19 protein-coding genes are annotated in these 19,378 nt (G+C 39.1%); 7 read left to right on the top strand and 12 right to left on the bottom strand.

Annotated elements, in window-relative coordinates; genetic code table 11:
* Window positions 1-61 precede the first annotated feature (61 nt).
* Complete coding sequence (dxs, locus tag ACOKFD_RS13470) at window positions 62-1,828, top strand: 1-deoxy-D-xylulose-5-phosphate synthase (RefSeq protein ID WP_422858392.1); 1,767 nt, start codon at window positions 62-64, stop codon at window positions 1,826-1,828.
* On the top strand, window positions 1,825-2,889 hold the full coding sequence (locus ACOKFD_RS13465; RefSeq protein ID WP_422858391.1) for a DUF3078 domain-containing protein: 1,065 nt from the start codon (window positions 1,825-1,827) through the stop codon (window positions 2,887-2,889). The genes dxs and ACOKFD_RS13465 overlap by 4 nt, the downstream gene beginning before the upstream one ends.
* Here ACOKFD_RS13465 and dgt read toward each other — a convergent pair.
* Window positions 2,886-4,244, bottom strand: a complete 1,359-nt coding sequence (dgt, locus tag ACOKFD_RS13460) for a dGTP triphosphohydrolase (protein ID WP_422858390.1) — start codon at window positions 4,242-4,244, stop codon at window positions 2,886-2,888. The two genes, ACOKFD_RS13465 and dgt, sit on opposite strands and share 4 nt — an antisense overlap.
* Window positions 4,245-4,395: 151 nt before the next feature.
* On the opposite strand from dgt, the gene ACOKFD_RS13455 reads away from it, so the two are divergent.
* Both ACOKFD_RS13455 and ACOKFD_RS13450 read left to right on the top strand, forming a co-directional pair.
* Window positions 4,396-6,675 carry an inorganic phosphate transporter gene (locus ACOKFD_RS13455; protein ID WP_422861025.1) on the top strand — a complete coding sequence of 760 codons (2,280 nt, stop codon included), beginning with the start codon at window positions 4,396-4,398 and terminating at the stop codon, window positions 6,673-6,675.
* Between the two features lie 12 nt (window positions 6,676-6,687).
* Entirely contained in the window at window positions 6,688-7,398 is a 711-nt protein-coding gene (locus ACOKFD_RS13450) for a DUF6503 family protein (protein WP_422858389.1), read from the top strand.
* A gap of 3 nt (window positions 7,399-7,401) precedes the next feature.
* Here ACOKFD_RS13450 and ACOKFD_RS13445 read toward each other — a convergent pair whose 3' ends face one another.
* Entirely contained in the window at window positions 7,402-8,862 is a 1,461-nt protein-coding gene (locus tag ACOKFD_RS13445) for a hypothetical protein (RefSeq protein WP_422858388.1), read from the bottom strand.
* A gap of 156 nt (window positions 8,863-9,018) precedes the next feature.
* On the opposite strand from ACOKFD_RS13445, the gene yiaA reads away from it, so the two are divergent.
* The gene (yiaA, locus tag ACOKFD_RS13440; protein ID WP_422858387.1) at window positions 9,019-9,495 is read left to right on the top strand and encodes an inner membrane protein YiaA; all 477 of its coding nucleotides are present in this window, start codon (window positions 9,019-9,021) and stop codon (window positions 9,493-9,495) included.
* A gap of 147 nt (window positions 9,496-9,642) precedes the next feature.
* On the opposite strand, the gene nadD is transcribed toward yiaA, so the two are convergent.
* The 6 genes from nadD to ACOKFD_RS13410 form a co-directional block, all read right to left on the bottom strand.
* Window positions 9,643-10,230 carry a nicotinate (nicotinamide) nucleotide adenylyltransferase gene (gene nadD, locus ACOKFD_RS13435; protein ID WP_422858386.1) on the bottom strand — a complete coding sequence of 196 codons (588 nt, stop codon included), beginning with the start codon at window positions 10,228-10,230 and terminating at the stop codon, window positions 9,643-9,645.
* A 12-nt stretch (window positions 10,231-10,242) separates the two neighbouring features.
* A complete protein-coding gene (gene gmk, locus ACOKFD_RS13430; RefSeq protein ID WP_422858385.1) occupies window positions 10,243-10,833 on the bottom strand; it encodes a guanylate kinase in 591 nt (196 codons plus the stop codon).
* Entirely contained in the window at window positions 10,830-11,687 is an 858-nt protein-coding gene (locus ACOKFD_RS13425; RefSeq protein WP_422858384.1) for a YicC/YloC family endoribonuclease, read from the bottom strand. The genes gmk and ACOKFD_RS13425 overlap by 4 nt, the downstream gene beginning before the upstream one ends.
* An 84-nt stretch (window positions 11,688-11,771) precedes the next feature.
* Window positions 11,772-12,530 (bottom strand): 3-keto-disaccharide hydrolase, encoded by a 759-nt coding sequence (locus ACOKFD_RS13420; RefSeq protein WP_422858383.1) that lies wholly within the window; start codon window positions 12,528-12,530, stop codon window positions 11,772-11,774.
* A gap of 1 nt (window position 12,531) precedes the next feature.
* Window positions 12,532-13,284, bottom strand: a complete 753-nt coding sequence (locus ACOKFD_RS13415) for a 3-keto-disaccharide hydrolase (RefSeq protein WP_422858382.1) — start codon at window positions 13,282-13,284, stop codon at window positions 12,532-12,534.
* Complete coding sequence (locus ACOKFD_RS13410; RefSeq protein ID WP_422858381.1) at window positions 13,281-14,333, bottom strand: sugar phosphate isomerase/epimerase family protein; 1,053 nt, start codon at window positions 14,331-14,333, stop codon at window positions 13,281-13,283. Before ACOKFD_RS13410 ends, ACOKFD_RS13415 begins: the two co-directional genes overlap by 4 nt.
* Before the next feature lie 230 nt (window positions 14,334-14,563).
* Here ACOKFD_RS13410 and ACOKFD_RS13405 point away from each other — a divergent pair, with 230 nt between their 5' ends.
* Both ACOKFD_RS13405 and ACOKFD_RS13400 read left to right on the top strand, forming a co-directional pair.
* Window positions 14,564-15,022, top strand: coding sequence for an ASCH domain-containing protein (locus tag ACOKFD_RS13405; RefSeq protein WP_422858380.1), 459 nt, complete (start codon window positions 14,564-14,566; stop codon window positions 15,020-15,022).
* A 5-nt stretch (window positions 15,023-15,027) separates the two neighbouring features.
* Window positions 15,028-15,483, top strand: a complete 456-nt coding sequence (locus ACOKFD_RS13400; protein WP_422858379.1) for a hypothetical protein — start codon at window positions 15,028-15,030, stop codon at window positions 15,481-15,483.
* A 29-nt stretch (window positions 15,484-15,512) separates the two neighbouring features.
* Here ACOKFD_RS13400 and ACOKFD_RS13395 read toward each other — a convergent pair whose 3' ends face one another.
* The 4 genes from ACOKFD_RS13395 to ACOKFD_RS13380 are packed head-to-tail and all read right to left on the bottom strand — an operon-like array spanning window position 15,513 to window position 19,361.
* A complete protein-coding gene (locus tag ACOKFD_RS13395) occupies window positions 15,513-16,649 on the bottom strand; it encodes a Gfo/Idh/MocA family protein (protein ID WP_422858378.1) in 1,137 nt (378 codons plus the stop codon).
* Window positions 16,650-16,654: 5 nt separating this feature from the next.
* Complete coding sequence (locus ACOKFD_RS13390) at window positions 16,655-17,881, bottom strand: nucleoside permease (RefSeq protein ID WP_422858377.1); 1,227 nt, start codon at window positions 17,879-17,881, stop codon at window positions 16,655-16,657.
* 24 nt (window positions 17,882-17,905) lie between these two features.
* Window positions 17,906-18,349, bottom strand: coding sequence for a DinB family protein (locus ACOKFD_RS13385; RefSeq protein ID WP_298995773.1), 444 nt, complete (start codon window positions 18,347-18,349; stop codon window positions 17,906-17,908).
* A 16-nt stretch (window positions 18,350-18,365) separates the two neighbouring features.
* Window positions 18,366-19,361: a sugar phosphate isomerase/epimerase family protein gene (locus ACOKFD_RS13380; protein ID WP_422858376.1), complete on the bottom strand. Its 996-nt coding sequence runs from the start codon at window positions 19,359-19,361 to the stop codon at window positions 18,366-18,368.
* Between the last annotated feature and the right edge of the window lie 17 nt (window positions 19,362-19,378).

Below are 19,378 nucleotides of genomic sequence, written 5' to 3'. Positions count from 1 at the left end.
CTTCAAACGAATCTAAAACAAATCAATTTATGGATAATGGGTATTTTTGTTTTTTAACCTATTGGAATCACTTTTAGCACATATCAACTCACCCCAAGACCTAAAAAAGCTAGGTAAAGAACAGCTCCCCCTTTTAGCCTACGAACTGCGCGATTTTATTATAAAAATTGTGGCCGCCAAAGAAGGACATCTTGGGGCAAGTTTAGGCGTGGTGGAATTAACCATTGCCCTGCATTATGTGTTCAATACTCCAGAAGATAAATTGATTTGGGATGTGGGTCATCAAGCTTATGGGCACAAAATCCTAACAGGAAGAAAGCAGATTTTCGAAACCAATCGTCAATTAGGCGGCATCAGTGGTTTTCCGAAACGCAGTGAGAGTGAATTTGATGATTTTGGCACAGGCCACAGCTCTACGGCAATTTCAGCCATTTTAGGAATGGCCATGGCATCTCAGTTACAGAATAAATTTGACAAACAACATATTGCCGTAGTAGGAGATGCTTCCATTGCAAGCGGAATGGCTTTTGAAGGTCTTAATCATTTAGGGGTAACCGACACTAATGTACTTATAGTGTTAAATGATAATGCCATTGGCATTGACCCCAGTGTTGGAGCTCTCAAGAAGTACTTGACTAACGTTAAAAAAGGAACGGCAAAAGATGAAAACCTGTTTGAATGCCTGAACCTTGATTATTCTGGTCCTATTGATGGTCATGATTTGGATTTGCTGATTACCGAATTGGAAAGACTCAAAGGCATAAAAGGACCCAGACTGCTCCATATTATAACCACAAAGGGAAAAGGACTCAAGAAAGCTGAAGAAAATCAGGTTACTTACCACGCTCCAGGAAAATTTGATGCTGCTACGGGAGAGCGCTTGAAAAATTCGCAGAAAGAACAACCTCCTAAGTACCAAGACGTTTTTGGGCATACTCTGGTGGAGCTAGCAAAACAGAATGAACGGATTGTTGGCATCACTCCTGCTATGCCTACTGGAAGTTCCATGAAATTTATGATGGAGGCCATTCCGAAAAGGGCCTTTGATGTGGGGATAGCGGAACAGCATGCAGTGACCCTGGCAGCTGGTATGGCAGCAGAAGGGCTTGTTCCCTTTTGCAATGTTTACTCCACCTTTTTACAAAGGGCCTATGACCAAATAATCCACGATGTGGCCCTGCAAAACCTTCCTGTCATTTTTTGTTTGGACAGAGCTGGGCTTGTTGGCCAAGATGGCCCCACACATCATGGGGTTTTCGATATAGCATACCTAAGATGTATACCTAACCTGATTATTTTCGCCCCACTTAATGAAAAGGAACTACGAAATATAATGTTCACCGCTCAAAAAGACCTCTCCGGCCCTATTGCCATAAGATATCCAAGAGGAAGAGGGGTAACCATGGATTGGCAAACTTCCTTTGAATCCATATCGATTGGAAAAGGGCAATGCCTTCGAAGCGGTTCCAAGGTAGCCGTACTTTCCATTGGGCACATAGGTAATTCGATAGTTCAAATTTTAAAAGATATCGATTCCGAAGGAGTTGTTGGTCACTATGATATGAGGTTTGTAAAACCTTTGGATTCTAAAATGCTCCTTACCATTTTTGAACAATATGATAGCATTATTACTATAGAGGACGGTTGTCAAATAGGAGGGTTCGGCTCAGCAATATTGGAATTTGCCAGTGAGCGTGGTTTACAAAAAACTATCACCAATTTTGGAGTGCCTGATCGTTTTATTGAGCACGGCACCATGATGGAGACCCATGAATTAGCGGGAATTGATATAAATTCGTTACGAGAAAAAATAAAATCAGCCTTATGACACGACTTCTGCTTGTTGTTGTCCTATGTTTTTTTTCATTCTATTCTTCCTTTGCCCAGGTTAATCCTCTGCGAGTTTTTGAAAGGAGTAATGATAGTGCCAAAAGCTTTCAACCGATACGAATCAAAGACGTTAAGTTGAAGTATGTGCCAAGGGGTGCAAAATTGACAAGTCCGGTCACCGTTCTTAACCGTACCAAGACCCTGAATAAAAAATTCAAACGCTTTGTTCCACAATCCTTTTGGGAAAAGGGCCATGAGTTTGGGTTGAACATCAATGAAGTGGCTTTTGTGAATTGGAATGCAGGGGGTGAAAATTCGGTCTCCGCTTTGGCCAATATGCGATTTACCCGTAATTATAAATTTAGATACCTGGATTGGAAAAATGAGCTACGGTTAAGATATGGTCTCAATGCTCAAGAAGGTAGACAACTTAGAAAAACAGACGATCAGATTCGACTTAACTCCACTTTTAGTTTTCGGAAGGATACCATAACCAATTGGTATTATTCGATTAATGCATCTTTAAATACACAATTTTCAAATGGATTTAATTATCCAGACAGGACAACCCCAATCTCCAGATTTATGGCTCCAGGATACCTATTCCTAAGTGCTGGTTCAGCTTATATAGTTGAAGAAGATAAATTCAACCTTTTCATGTCTCCTATTTCCTTAAAGGCAACCTTCGTTTTGGATGAAGCTTTATCAAACCAAGGAGCTTTTGGAGTGGAAGAAGGTGAAAGAGTTTTCACAGAGGTTGGATTCTTAATCACCAATACTTGGGAGAAAGAAGTTTTTAAAAATGTATTTATGAATCATAGACTGAGTTTGTATACAGATTACACGCGACGTTTTGGTAACGTGGATATTGATTGGGAAGTTAACTTTAACCTAAAGGTGAACAAATATATCAATGCCAATATCGGCACTCATCTTATCTATGATGATGACATTCGATTTGATGAAGAATTAGCGGATGATGGAACGGTTATCAACCCAGGAGAACCCAGAATTCAGTTTAAACAATTGCTGGGTGTGGGCCTTACCTACGCCTTTTAAATATGCTGCCCCATAATCTTGTTGTGCAGATGTACCGCCGCACTATCCGAAAGACCTGCTATAAAACTACAGGTATCCAAAAGAATCTGGTATATAGAGCCTTCTGTACTCCTGTACTTTTCTGGTAGACTCTTAACCAACAGATTGTCATAATTGGAGTTAGAACCGTTTTTTGTGTTTACCAAAGCATCTGTAAAAACTTCCAATAGGTCTTGAAGAATACGGTAACCCGCAATTTCCTTGTCTATAACTTCGGAGGATTGGTATATTTTTTCGATGCTTATTTTGATAATGTCATCCATTTGGGCCTGATATTTTCCCTTATCCAAAAGTGCAGAATCAAAAGTACCTTGAAGAATTTCATTCTGATGATCTTCAAAAACTGAGACAGCATCCGAAATTAGTGTGCTTATTGCCAAGGCCCTTAAATAACTCAATCTATCACTGGCATGAGGCATCTCATTGTATTTTTTGGTGCTGATGTTTTCCTTTACCAAATTGATTAGATACTCAAGAGCATACTCCTCAGATATAAGTCCTAAGTTGATTCCATCTTCAAAATCTATGATGGTATAGCAAATATCGTCAGCGGCCTCTACCAAATACGTCAAAGGATGTCTGTAAAAACCAACTTCAGGATTGCTTGGGTTCCTAGTCAAGCCAAGTTCTTTCACCACTTCCAAAAAAAACTCTTCATCACTCTGAAAGAACCCAAACTTTTTGTCGGCAATATGCTTGGATGGCTTTTTGGGCAGAGAAGCTTTAGGATATTTCATAAATGCTCCCAGTGTACCGTAACTCAATCTTAGACCTCCATCAACTCCCCCCTTGGATTCCGTTAATAGCTTAAACCCATTGGCATTGCCTTCAAAATCCACCAAATCTTGATATTCTTCAGGGCTTAATAGGCTTTTGTACTCTTTCCCTTTTCCGTTTTCAAAAAAATTACCAATGGCCTTTTCACCACTATGTCCAAAGGGTGGGTTACCAATATCATGTGCCAGAGCAGCAGCTGCCACAATAGCGCCAAAATCATTTATTTGATATCCCAATTGATTGTTCAATTCAGGGTATTTGGCCAATATCTGTTTGCCCGCTGCTCTTCCTAAACTTCGCCCTACAACGGATACCTCAAGACTATGAGTCAGTCGGGTATGTACGAAGTTTCTTTGGGAACCAACAGAAATAGGAAGAGGAATTACTTGGGTTTTATCCTGTAAACTACGAAAAGGAGATGAAAAAATGATTCGGTCATAATCCACCTCAAACCCCAAACGTGTTTCGTCTTGATTTTTCCGTTCTCGCTTAAAACTATCCCCATACCTCTTTAAGGAAAGTAGTTGTTCCCAATCCATAAATTCCTTGAATTTTGGCGAAGATATATCAAAAGATAAATGTGCTGTGGTTATGGAGAAACAAATCCAGGATTTATAAGGCCATTTGGTAACATTTTATTAACCTTGGTCCAGATATATAATGGCATTTTTGCCATATTTCAATTTTAGGATGGGGGAAAACATCTACATTTTTATGGTAATTGCCCTTGCCATATTGGCCATTACCGATTTAGTTGTGGGAGTAAGCAACGATGCTGTTAATTTTTTGAATTCTGCCATTGGCTCTAAAGCCATTTCGTTTCGTACCATCATGATAGTGGCTAGTGTGGGTATTGCCTTTGGGGCAATGTCTTCCAGTGGAATGATGGAGGTAGCTCGGAAAGGAATTTTTAATCCAGGGGAATTCGTATTTGCGGAGATCATGTTCATCTTCATGGCCGTAATGATAACGGACATATTGCTTCTTGATTTTTTCAACACCCTTGGAATGCCAACCTCAACCACAGTGTCAATTGTTTTTGAATTGCTTGGTGCTTCCGTCGCCATATCTTTAATCAAAATAGTAAACACAGATGGAGGTTTTTCCGACTTGGGGGCATACATCAATACAGATAAAGCAGCACAGATTATTTTCGGAATTCTACTCTCTGTTTTCATAGCATTTACCATTGGTGCAATCGTACAGTTCGTTTCTCGTTTACTCATCTCTTTCGATTATAAAAACAAAACCAAATGGGTGGAGGCCATCTTTGGCGGTTTGGCCATTTCCGCCATTGTGCATTTTATACTGGTAAAAGGCTTGAAGAGTGCTGATTTGTTTGGGGGCGCCCTAACTGAATTCGCGAACACGCAAACGGAGATTTTTGTACTATCCAACTTTGTTTTTTGGACCTTGTTGTCTTGGGTACTGGCACAATTCTTTAATAAGAACATATACCGAGTGGTCATTGGACTAGGGACTTTTGCGCTGGCCATGGCTTTTGCAGGGAATGATTTGGTAAACTTCATTGGTGTTCCTATTGCCGCCCTTCAGTCTTTCCAAGATTGGAGCGTATCCGGTGTAGACCCGTCTCAATTTGATATGAGTGGATTGTCTGCCGCAGTGCGTACGCCTACCCTACTACTGCTTCTGTCTGGTGCGATTATGGTGGTAACACTTTGGTTCTCGTCAAAAGCAAAAAGTGTTGTGAAAACAAGTGTAGACTTGGCCAGGCAGGATGAAGGCGAAGAACGGTTCCAACCTAATTTTCTTTCCAGACAAATCGTAAAATTCAGCATAGCTGCTTCTGAAAACATCCTAAAGGTTATTCCTCCATCCATTAGGAAAGTAACCGATAAACAATTCACCATACCCTACGAGTATGTCCCTAAAAGCAAGGTTCAGGATATGCCGGCTTTTGATATGGTAAGAGCTTCCGTAAACCTCATGGTGGCCAGTGTGCTTATATCCATTGCAACGTCCATGAAATTGCCACTTTCCACAACCTATGTGACTTTCATGGTGGCCATGGGAACGTCATTGGCCGATAGGGCCTGGGGCGCTGAAAGTGCAGTATATCGGGTTGCTGGGGTATTGAATGTAATTGGTGGTTGGTTTTTTACGGCGCTGTGTGCCTTCACCGCTGCTGCCATTATTGCATACCTACTACATTTGGGGAAACTGGTTTCTTTAATACTTCTTCTTGTGGCTACTGCATTCATTTTGCTACGAAACTATATGTCGCATAACAGGAAAACCAAGGAAATCAAAGCTGAAGATAGCTTAAGAAGGGCCGAAAGCAGCTCGATTCAAGGGGTTATTGAAGAAAGTGCCGACAACATTGGCAATATGATAAAGCGTAGCAACAGAATCTACACCAACTCCATAAACGGGCTTGCCAAGCATGATATAGAAATGCTGAAAAAGAACAGAAAAGGAGTGGAGAAGATGTCTCGAGAAATAGACGACCTAAAGAACAATGTTTTCTATTTCATTAAAAATTTGGATGAATCAAGCGTTGGTGGAGCGAGTAATTTCTATATAAATCTTTTGGGGCTTTTGCAAGACATATCCCAATCATTAGAATACATTTCTACCCTAGGACACAAACATGTCCATAACAACCACAAAAAATTAAAGTATACCCAAATCAAAGAATTGAAAGAACTGGATATTACTTTAGAAGATTTATTTAGAAGCACTCAGGAAATTTTTCAATCTAGAAAGTTCGTACAGATAGAATCTATTTTAAGACAGCGTGAGGAGCTTTTCAATATGGTTTCGGAGAAGTTGGAAAAACAAGTGGCTCGCACTCGGACAGAAGAATCCAGCCCTAAAAACACTACCTTATACTTTTCTCTTCTCACGGAGAGCAAAGACTTGATTAAATCGACTTTAAAGTTGTTAGAGCTTTATTATAGTGAACACGATAGTACAGTAGAGCCTGCAAGAGTCCAAAAGCAAAACTAAACCCAAGACCCTATGCGTTACCTAGCGACTCTGTTACTTCTTCTTGGAGCGACAAAAACGTATTCCCAAAACATTACGGCTACCCAGCTTTTGGATAAGGCAATCAGCTATCATGACCCAAACAACCAATGGAAGAGTTTCAATACTACTTTCCTGGTAGTGATGGAGACTCCCAATTCAAGTGATAGAAAAAGCTCCATACATTTGAATATCCCCAAAGAAATTTTTGAATTGGAAGTAGAAAAAGACAGCGTACAATATTCGTATAGTTTTGAAAAAGAAAAGTGCACTACCTCTTTGAACGGAAGCAAGAAGATTTCTGAAAAGGATAGAAAAAAATATCGGTTGACCTGTGAACGAGGCGGTTTACTGCGAAACTACTATACCTATCTATACGGTTTGCCTATGAAACTGAAAGACCCTGGAACAAATTTGGACCCTAAAGTGGAAAGAAAGATTTTCAAGGGCAAGGAATATTTGGTTTTAAAAGTAAATTACGACGAAGGTGTAGGTGATGATATATGGTATTTCTATTTTGACCCAACCACTTTTGCAATGGAGGTCTATCAGTTTTATCATGATGAACAAAAAGGAGATGGTGAATATATTCTATTGAAAGATATAGAAGAAATCAATGGTATAAAAATGCCTAAGACCAGAGCATGGTATTACAATTCAGACGATAAGTATTTAGGAACAGATATCCTAAATGCCATTCGCTAACCATCAACTAGAAACCATGTCCAAGGTCACTTCATACAGATTACGGTCTTGCATCTTCGCCTTTAACCATGCATAAAAGCTCATCACAAAAATATCTTCTTGCTCCCTGTCCAACCAAATGAAGGATGCTTCAACCTTATCTTCAAAAGTTTTTGAACGTACAGATTCAGGATTCTCATAATATTCCTTCACTAAGTCTATAAAAATCAAAACCCGCTCTTCTTCAATTGATTTCAATTTCTTTGTAAACTTTCTTCGAAACCTGTGAAACCTATTTAGCACTATATCCAATTTATCCAGCTCAATCAATAAAAGAATCTCTATAATGTTTCGTTTCAACACCCAGGTCCAGCCCATTTTTTTTTCGTACCAATCATCTGAACGCGTTAATTTTTTTAAGTATCCATAAGCTTCAGAGAACATATTCTGCTGAAAAAGACACATAATCAGGACTAGCATTTTGTTTAAATCCACCTCAGGAGTGTTCTTTAATAGGTCAATGGCTTCTAGAGGATTTCCTGTATACACTTCGTTCAGCGCCTTTAAAACCGACAGCTTGTTGGAGAACACTTGCGAGTATTCCTTGCGGCTCTTACTTAAAGCTTCCTCCATTTCAACGATGAGCAGTCTTGAAGCTTCAAAGCGCTTATTCCTAAATTCGGTACTTGCCATTAAATACAGCATGCTAATATGATAGTACCGATATTTTTCAGGTACATCACCCTTCTGTTTGAGCACCTCAAACACTTCTATTATAAATGGGGTTAACGTGTAAAAATCATTTTGCAGCTTGGCCGAAGTAGCCGTAATCACCATTAATTGGTACAAGGATTTGTAAGTGAGGTCGTCATTAAGTTTTAAATGAAATTCAGAAAACGTTTGGGTGACAATGTCATGTACTGATTTTCCTGTGCGCTGTTTGAGTTCCGATTTAATGCTGGTATATGCCATGTTGAGCTGAAAATCCTGATGGGAAAGTCTTCTGTTTCTTTCATATTTATTCATCAAATCCGAAAGTACCCATGCATCATTTAGGTGCGAATATTGGATTTTGGTGTGGTAGATTTCGTTTAAAATGGAATACCCATCAATCTGTTCCGCTTTTGCCTCTGCTTTATTCAGGGTCTTAAATCCAATTTTGTGAAGTTTTTGCTCAAAAAAAATCCTACTGGCCAATACCAGTTTCAAAATCTCCAACTCTTGGGAAGATTCCTGTTCAAAACCTTTGCTTGCCACAAAATCAATCAAGACATCTTGAAGCCTTTTACAAAGTGCATGAAAAGCTGCTTTCGCCGGCTTACCATATAACGTAAGGTCCAAATCTTTGGTGCTTCCCGCATCAATAAGCCTTAACAGTTGTAGATTCTTGGTATCCCCCCGTTGGTTTCTCTTTCTCAAATAGGATTTGAAATCATTTTTTTCCTTTGGGGACAACACAGCAAGTATATCTAAAATAGTTTGCATTGAATCATCATAAAATATATTTCTAATATATTAAAAAACAATATATTATATAAAAAACAAAAAATTTCAATCATTAGTTTTTAAATAATGATGTTTTGATTTCGATGACACACTTCCATCATCTTTGCCCCATCATTAATTCTAAAAATTTCAATTATGGACAATCAATCTTTAAATGAAAAGAATGCATTGAACTTTGAGAAAAAAGAAAAAGAAAGAAAATTTGATTTACGTCCAACATCAGCCTTTATTTCGGCTTCATGGTCTGCATTGTTTGTTGGAATGACTTCGTACTGTATCGGATTATGGAATGCCCATATGTGGCTCAATGAAAAAGGGTATTATTTCACTTTACTGCTTTTTGGGCTTTTCTCGGTGGTCTCCGTACAAAAAAGCGTTAGGGACCGGCAAGAAGGACTGCCTGTTACCGACGCCTATTATGGCATTAGCTGGTTTACAACACTAGCATCCATTTTATTATTGATTATCGGGCTGTGGAATGCGGATCTTGAATTAAGTGAAAAAGGGTTTTATGGCATGTCGTTTGCCCTTAGCTTATTTGCCGCGGTCGCGGTTCAAAAAAATACTAGGGATATCAAGTTTTTAGATGAGAAGCAAGGAAAACAATTCTAAAAGCTAATATTGAAAGAGGCAGTCTAAAAAGTATGGATTCGTCAACCTGAACTTGTTTCAGGTTCTCTTAAATGGTTGTGCTTATTAATATTGAGATTCTGAAATGAATTCAGAATGACGACTTTCACTCTTTTTAGACAGCCTTTTTTAGCTTCTATAAAAGTTCATCTCATCCATATACTTCCATACGCGCTCAGGAAGAAGCGGCCGTATGTTTTTATTCGAGCCATGTTCCTTTCTAATAAAAGAGGATGAAATTTCCATAATAGGGGCATCAACCTGGTGTATCTTGGGATGTTTCAATAATTCTGATTTTGCCTTACCCTCAGAGACTCTGGGATATACATAAATCTCATGATTTTCCAGAATAACCTCATAATTCTTCCATTTATGGAAGCTTTTGAGATTGTCCTCGCCCATAATCAATGCAAACTGGCTGGAATCTCCATATTCTTCGTATAAATGCGTAAGGGTATTAATGGTGTAATTGGGTTGGGGAAGGTCAAACTCTATTTTGCTGGGCTTTAGTTTTGGATAGTCTTCAACGGCCTCATACACCATTTGATAACGATGGTGGTTTTCCAGCAAAGATTGATTTGTCTTGAAAGGGCTTTGTGGAGTGATTACAAACCAGACTTCATCCAAATTGGAAAACTCCACCATATGGTTGGCCAAGACCAAATGACCTATATGAATAGGATTGAAGGTTCCAAAAAACAATCCAATTCGTTTCATACTATCTATTATCTATTCTTCTTCGGATTTAGTGTGAACAAAGTCGGCAACTAGTCTATACGACTCTTCCAAAGCCTTATCCAAATCGTAGTTCTTAATCACTTTATCAAACTGTGGAGCCGTAGCCAATTCAACAGAAGCTTTTGCCACCCTCATATTGATTTTGTCCTCACTTTCCGTACTTCGCTTTTTAAGCCGAATCTTTAGTTCGTCAACACTTGGAGGTTTAACAAAAACCGCTAGTGTTTCTTTGGGAAACTTTTTCTTGATTCGCAACCCCCCCACCACATCAATATCAAAAATTACATTTTTCCCTTCGGCCCACAAACGTTCCACTTCACTTTTTAAAGTCCCGTAAAAGTTGTCTCTATAAACTTCTTCCCACTCCAAAAAATCGTCATTCTTGATATGTTGTTTAAACTCTTTGGTGGATATGAAATAGTAATTGACCCCATCTTTCTCCTCTCCTCTTGGGGGTCTGGAAGTCGCTGAAACCGAAAAAGCCAAATTGAGTTCGGGCTGTTTTAAAAGGTGTCTTACAATGGTAGTTTTTCCACTGCCTGAAGGAGCAGAGAAAATAATGAGTTTTCCACCCTTGCTCATAGTACATTAAGCATTTGTTCCTTAATCTTTTCAAGCTCGTCTTTCATCTGCACTACCAATTGCTGCATGGGAGCATAGTTTGCTTTAGACCCTATGGTATTGATTTCCCTTCCAATTTCTTGTGCAATAAATCCCAATTTTTTTCCATTGGAATCTCCAGAGCCCAGGGTTGAATCAAAATATTCCAAATGATTGGCCAAGCGTACCTTTTCCTCCGTAATATCGTATTTCTCCAGATAGTAAATGAGCTCTTGTTCAAATCGATTGGCATCCACTTCAACTTTAAGCTCGGATAATGCCCTGTTCAAACGCTCTCTAATGGTATTCAAGCGTTCAGGGTCAATCTGTTTTACCTCATTGAGAAGGTTACCCAAGGTCTTAAGCCGAAGCTTAAAATCAGCTTCCAAAACACTGCCTTCTTTTTCACGAAAGCTTTTTATTTTTAAAAGTGCTTGCCGCATGGCTTCCTTAATTGAAGCATATTCCTCTTCATCCAAATCTTCCTTATCACTACGAAGGGTATCGGGCATGCGTAAAGCTAATTCCAAGAATTTAATGGGTTCTCCTTCAGTAATGGAACCCAACTGTTCCATATACTTTTTTACCACACCCTGATTGATTTCTGAAGTAGTTTCTTCACCCGTGATTTCTACATAAAGCCCAAGATCTACTTTTCCTCTTGAAAGGCCGTCTGCGATCATTTTTCTGAGCTCCAATTCTTTTTCCCTGTACAATTGAGGAATTCTGGCATTTATGTCCAGATTTTTACTGTTCAGTGATTTTATCTCTACGGTAATTTTTTTGGAAGGAAGCTGCACTACGTGCTTTCCAAAGCCGGTCATGGATTGAATCATGCGGAGTATTGAATTTTGGCAAAGGTAACCAAAATAGCCAATGGGCTTTTGGTTAGAATAGATGTATGAAAATAGCGTTATGAGCTAGTCCAACTCCCTAACCCAAATATTGCGATAACTCACCCTACTGTTATCCTTATGGTCTTGAAGCATTAAAGGGGCTTTCCCATGCGCCTCATACTTGGGCCAACCTATGTACTTAATGGTTCCTTCAATTTCAAAATGGTCTTGGACCAACACCCCATTGTGGATTACGGTTACTGTAGCCGGTTCATCAATATTACCTCCCCTGGTAAACTTGGGTGCATGAAAAACAATATCATAACTGTTCCACTCTCCAGTGGGCACGGATGCCATGGCCAATGGAACGCCTTGTTTGTAAACGGATCCTACCTGCCCATTTACGTAGGTCGGATTATCATTATTATCCAAAATCTGAACTTCATAACGTTGCTGTATAAACACCCCGCTATTCGCCCTATTCTGTCCCTCTCTTTGGATTTCGGCCGGTGATTTCCATTCTAAATGTAATTGGAAGCTTCCAAAATTTCGTTTGGTTTGAATATTGCCGGTTTTGTCCTTCACGGTCATACTACCATCCTTATTCAAATTCCATTTAACCGCTGTACTATCTACGGAGCTTATCCATTCGTCAAAGTTACTCCCATCAAAAAGAACTATGGCATCACTCGGAGGTGTTCCATTTTTACCTGGAACGACTTTTGGAGGTACGGGTTCATAGAATTCCGTAGCTTCTGGAGTAGTGGGTTCTTTCTCTTGACCGAACACGAAGCCTACGGTCAAAACTAATGCAGCAAAAAAAGCACGTACTTGTTTGGTCATCTTATAACTCTTTAATCTTAATATTTCTGTACCCAATTACAATGGGCTCTCCATGGTCTTGCAATGCAATTTTTCCGGTTTTGTATTTTCCAAATGCCTCCCAGGTGGCAAACTTTGAATTGGCCACCATAGCATCCCATGCGTCCCCATTTACCGGAAATTCAGTAATCTTTGTTCCATTCAATACCACACTTCCTTCATTGGTGTTGTGATTTATGGTAATCAAGTAATGATTCCATTCCCCAACAGGTTTTACTACATCTTGAGTTGGAGAAACCATATCATAAAGGGCCCCCGCCTGATGGCTTGTACCGTTTTTTGCATCGGGATGCGATACATTGTCCAATACTTGTATTTCAGGTCCTGTGATATATGGCTCATTGTACTTTTCATCTTCCACTACGCCCCACATGATACCACTATTGGCTCCACTGTTCACCATCCATTCTATGGAAAGTACAAAATTGATGTACTCTTTATCCGTCACCATATTGAAACGTTCTCCGTCTTTTCGGGCTTCGGAAATCTTGTTTAGTAACATAGCTCCATCTTGGAGTGACCATGCTTCCTCTATTTCACGCCCAGAGTACACATGCCATCCGTTCCAAGAAGTGCCGTCAAATAAAACGGTCCATTCCGATTCTTCCTCTTCAGAAGCTTCAGTTGTTTCCAGCTGTTCTGTAGATTGTTCTTTTGGCTTTTCTTTACATGAAAAGGTAAGAGCCAAAACAAGGAGCAAGCTTATTTTCTTCATAATCCCAGTATTCTTTTAAGTTTGTCAGTATCCGTATTAGAACCAGCAAAATCATCAAAGGTTTTGGTAGTGGCCTCAATGATATGATCAGCAATAAATTTAGCGCCTTCTCTAGCCCCTTGTTCTGGACTCTTTATACAACACTCCCATTCCATCACGGCCCAAACATCACAGCCATATTGGGTTAATTTGGAAAAAATGGTCTTGAAGTCTATTTGCCCATCACCCAAAGAACGATAACGTCCAGCTCTATCTCCCCAATCGTTATACCCACCAAAGGCTCCTTTTTTGCCTGTAGGGTTGAACTCTGAATCCTTTACATGAAACGACTTAATAAATTTATGATAGTGGTCTATATAAGTGATGTAGTCCAGTTGCTGAAGAACAAAATGGCTGGGGTCATACAATATATTGACACGCTTATGATTGCCTGTGGCTTCCAAAAAACGCTCAAATGTGTCTCCGTCATGTAAATCCTCTCCGGGGTGTATTTCGTAACAAACATCCACACCTTCTTCATCAAAATGATTTAAAATAGGCATCCAACGCTTGGCCAATTCCTCAAATCCCATTTCAACAAGTCCTGGAGGTCTTTGTGGCCATGGGTGTGCTGTATGCCAAAGCAATGCTCCAGAAAAAGTTGCATGTGCTTTAATTCCCAATCTTCTACTTGCAGTTGCCGCTTTTTTTACCGTTTCAATGGCCCACTGGGTTCTTTCCTTCGGTTTTCCCTTTAAATGGTCTGGCGCAAAATTGTCGAACATAATATCGTAAGCAGGATGTACGGCCACCAATTGTCCTTGAAGGTGCGTGGAAAGTTCTGTAATCTCCAACCCGTAGGAATTGATTTTTCCTTTGAGCTCATCGCAATAGTCCTGACTTTCTGCTGCCTTATCCAAATCGATAAGGAACGATTCCCAAGTAGGAATCTGAATTCCTTTGTATCCTAAATCAGAAGCCCATTTACAAAGACCATCCAAACTGTTGAATGGTGGTTCACTATCCACAAATTGGGCGAGAAATACGGCAGGTCCTTTTATTGTTTTCATTTTGGTCAAATTAAGATTCAGAGATTTCTTGGATTCTCTGTTGAGGAAATTAGATGGTTCAACAATTCTTTGTCAAGAAAGATAAATATAGGTATTCAATTAGAATTAAAACAGCCCTTTAGTGGATGAAATTTTGTTTCCCCATTTTCTTTGTTAAAACTTCAATTGTTATCTTAGGCCCTTTAACAGAAAGAACCCAAATTTTATCTGCCTTCAAAATTCTAACTCTAATGGAAAATGCTTCTGCCCAAGATTTGTGGACCGACTTTTTAAATTCAAAGCCGAACCTTGTTTCCGAAGGTGAGCCTAAAGTCATTCGCTTTTGCGACAATGAAAAAGATGCCAATGTCTGTTCTGAATTGGTCAACAAGGAAATAAAAAGAGCCACTTCACATTCCCTTTTGGGTTTACAATTGCGAAAAGAAACACTTCCCAAAATAGGAGATTTGGCCATTGTCACGGATTGGAACGGGAAAGCCAAGACCATTATCCGTACCACTGGAGTTAAGCTTATTCCCTATTTTGCGATTCGGGAAGAGCATGCAAGAATGGAAGGTGAAGGGGACAAGAGCTTGGACTATTGGAAGAAAGTACACTGGGACTATTACACCCGAGAGCTTTCCGAATTCAAACGACTACCTAGAGAAAGTATGATTGTGGTTTTTGAGCAGTTTGAAAAGGTTTTTTAATAATTATGATTAAGTGCTTTTTAACATCTAATTTTCACCTGATTATTACTTGCAGCTTTCTATTTTCAAATATTTGTGAAAGTCAAGAATTTAGTGAAGAATCACTTTTTGGGAATTGGCAAATAAAACCTCATCCTATCCATAAAATCATATATAAAGAGATTTATTTTGATAATGGATTCATATATTATTATGAAGAAAACCTTGGTTATATGCCAAAAAGTAAATTCTTTTTAGATGGCGATGTTCTTTTCCATTCTCAGTTGGGTTCCGAGTTTCAAGAATTAGGAAAAATTAAACTCATAAATGAAAACTGTTTTATGATTTCTAAAGAAAATACTAGTCTATTTTACCAACGAGTTACAGGTAAAAACTTACTAGAAGATTTAATAAATCAAGAAATTACCCAAAATGAATTTTCCTTGTCTTTTTTTAGAAGAAAACAAGCTATGATGAAATAATTCCTTCAATCCTGAATTTTGATAATTTCTTAATCCAAATTCACCCAGATGTTCCCCTGCTTGTTAGATTCCACTGTGCTTTCTATAAAATTAAGGCCTCGTACCCCGTCTAACATGGTTGGAAATTCACCATCATTATAGGCTTCTCCTCTAATAGCTTTAGCTACTCCCAAATAAATATTGGCCATGGCGTCAAATATTCCTTCCGGGTGTCCAGGAGGCAGTTTGGTGCCATCCAAAGATAATTCGGAATTGTAGGCATGCCCAGGTTTGTATACCTGCAAAGGCTCTGTATCGCTTAATTTGTAGAGATAATTTGGGTTTTCCTGTTCCCATCTAAAGGCTGCTTTTTCACCATAAATCGCAATTGCCAATCCATTTTCTTCTCCAGTGGCTACTTGGCTACTTCGAATCACACCTTTGACATGTTTGTCCATCCGTATCAAAACCGTGCCATCCACATCCATTTGATTATCATCATACAGATAATTGAAATCGCACAAAAGAGATTTGACCTGTAGGCTTGTAGTAAACTCAATCATATTAAAGGCATGGACGCCAATATCACCCATGCATGAACTGATTCCAGCTTTCTTAGGATCTAATCGCCAAACTGTGGAGCGTTTTTCTTTGTCATGGATAATCCCATTGATCCATCCTTGATAATATCTAGCATCCACTTTATGGATTTTGCCTAACTCTCCTGCTTTTATCATTTCCCGCATTTGGCGAACCATAGGATAGCCAGTGTATGTATGAGTCACTGCAAAAACCTTTTTAGCTTTGGCCAAGGTTTCTTGTAGAATCTTCGCCTCTTCATAATTAGTCGTCATTGGTTTTTCACAAATGACATGAAAACCATTTTCCAATAGTTTTTTAGCCATGGGAAAGTGGAGAAAGTTAGGCGTAAGTACGGAGCAAACCTGAATACGTTCTTCTTCCGGAAGTTTTAGCTCCGCTTCTATCAGCGCATCCAAATCGGCATAAACACGATTGGTAGGGATATCAATTTCATTTGCAAAAGCTATACTTTCTTCATGATTGGCATTGAATACTCCCCCTGTTATTTCGTAATTATCGTTGATGTAAGCCGCTACCCGGTGTAGCACACCAATTAGGGAATCACCCCCACCTCCAAGTATTCCAAGCTTAATTTTCTTAGGCATATATTTTATTCTTTATATTCTATTTTTTCGTTTTTGAACAGTAGCATGAAAAGTATCAAAACCACAAAAGCAAAAATAGCCGGGAAAGTCCAAATATTGGTCCATTCGTGTACATTTTCCGAAACCAAGTAAGAATCTGTTATTTTTCCAGCGACCCAGAAACCAATCAGCATACCCACACCATAAGTGGCCAAAGTGATTAGGCCTTGCGCAGCACTTTTGTACTTTTCCCCAGCTTTTGAATCCGTATAAATCTGACCGGACACAAAAAAGAAATCATAGCAGATACCATGCAATGCTATTCCCAAAATCAACATAAAGGCCAACTCTCCAGCATCTCCAAAAGCAAAAAGCAGATATCTAATGGTCCATGCCAACATCCCTGCAAGAATGGTCATTTTGAAACCAAACTTTTTGAAAAAGAAAGGCAACAACAACATAAAAAGAACTTCGGAAATCTGTCCAATCGTCATTTTCCCAGCTGGATTGGAAACTCCTATTTCGCCTAAAAACTGACCTGCATGCTGGTAGTAAAATGCCAAAGGAATACAAATCAACACAGAGGCAATGAAAAATATAAGAAAGTTCCTGTTCTTAAGGAGCTTTAGTGCTTCTAATCCGAGAATATCAGAAATCGTTACTTTTTCACCCTTAGAAGTCTTAGGTGGTGTTTTAGGCAAAGTAAAACTAAAAACTCCCAATAAGGCCGAAGCACCAGCAACCATTAGAAAGGTATTTTTCAACAATCCTTCCTGTACCCCTGCTTCGCTATCCCATCCAAAAAAACTAATGGCGAGTCCTGCAACAATCCAGCCTATAGTTCCAAAAACACGGACAAAGGCAAACTCCTTTGAAGGGTCTTTCATTTGGTTAAAGGCCACAGAGTTCACCAAGGCCAAGGTTGGCATATAGGCAATCATATAGCCGTAGACATATGGGATAAAAACAGAAATATCCGATGCATTGGCTATTTGATACATTAAAAATGCCCCTATCAAATGGAGTATTCCCAATACTTTTTCAGCGTTAAAATAGCGATCCGCTATGAGCCCAATAATGAACGGAGCAATTATAGCTCCCCAAGATTGACTAGAGTAAGCACTTGCTATTTCAGCCCCACTAGCATCCAAGGTGTTTGGCAAATAAATGCCCATGGTGACAAACCACCCACCCCAAATGAAAAACTCAAGAAACATCATAAAGGACAGCTGAAATTTTGCTATTGAATTCATATAAATATTGTGTTAGTTGATTTGTTATCTCTTGTAAAAAATGTAGTCCAGGGGTATTGGCTCTATTTTGGAAGCCCTCATATCCATTACAATTTGTCCCCGGTGGTGCGTAGCGTGATTTACGATGTGAAAAAGGATATCTTTTAAATCGTTGGAATAGGCCCTGCCTTCGGTACTGGTATAATCAATTCGCTTATTAAAATCTTCAGCATTGGTGATAATTTCAAACGAAGAGCGCTGATTGTCATAATGAATATCATTCCAATCTTCTACGGCATGTTTTTGCCAAACTTCAAATTCGTGGGTCTTCCCCAGGATTCTTTGATTCCATATATGATGGGAATTTAAAATATGACTGAACATCTTAATGCTTTTTTTGGGCACCTTGTCCATTTGGCCAAATTGCTCCATCAATTGCTTATTGCAATAGAAATTATAATCAAAAAGCTGTTGTAAAAATCCCTTCATACTTTTTTGGAATGTTTCACGCGGATTGTTCCATTACTTTTAAGAGTAGCTCTTTAGTTGCCAAGATACCTTCCTCTTCACCCAAAACATCTCCTTCATATTCCACACCAATATACCCTGTATACTCCGCTTCATTGACAATTTTCATCATACGGGCATAATCTGTATGGGTTTCATTACCTTGTTCATCAAAATCATGAGATTTTGCACTAACAGCTTTGGCGTAGGGCATTAGCTCTTGTATTCCTTTGTATCTATCATATTCTTCAATACAAGGCGATGAAAAATAGGAACCATCTTCACGTTTTACACAGAAGTTCCCAAAATCTGGCAAGGTACCACAATTGGATAGGCCTACTTGTTTTATGACATCCACCAACATCTGCGCATTTGATGAAAAACCACCGTGGTTCTCCACTATTACATTAATGTTTTTGGTTTTGGCGTAATTAGATAATTGGGTAAGCCCATCAACCGAAGCTGGAGTCCATTCTTCAGCTACCTTGCTGCCCATCAAGTTGACCCTAACGGAATGACATCCTAGTTCCGCGGCAGCATCAACCCATTTAAAGTGATTTTGGACAGCCTCTTTTCTTTCACCGGCATCCGCTGCAGAAAGATCTCCTTCATGATCAATCATAATAATCAAGTTCTCCATACCGTGCTTTTCACTTTCAGCTTTTGATCTTTGAACAAAGTGCTGCATCGCTTCTTCTGAAAAACCTTTGGTATTGGGCTCGTTTTCGTATAATTGATTTACATACTCCAATCCTGTAAAGCCCCATTCTTTTGCTTTTTCAGCAAACAAATAAGGGTTCATACCTTCTTCCTTTATCATTCTATGGATGGACCACTGGGCCAAGGATAGTTTTAGCATGGGTAAAGCATCATCAACTTCTTCTGTTTCTACAACTTCTTCTGTTTTTTGTTTCGGTTTACAGGAATGTAGTCCAAATACAGATATGGCAACTCCTGCTTGAAGGGTCCCCTGAACAAAATTTCTTCTCTTCATATAGTTAGATTATTGAA

This window comes from Flagellimonas ulvae, from assembly GCF_049333175.1.
In the GTDB taxonomy this organism is placed as follows: Bacteria; Bacteroidota; Bacteroidia; order Flavobacteriales; family Flavobacteriaceae; genus Flagellimonas.
Note: the sequence above shows the minus strand (reverse complement) of the source record. Positions and strands in the feature narration are given on the sequence as shown.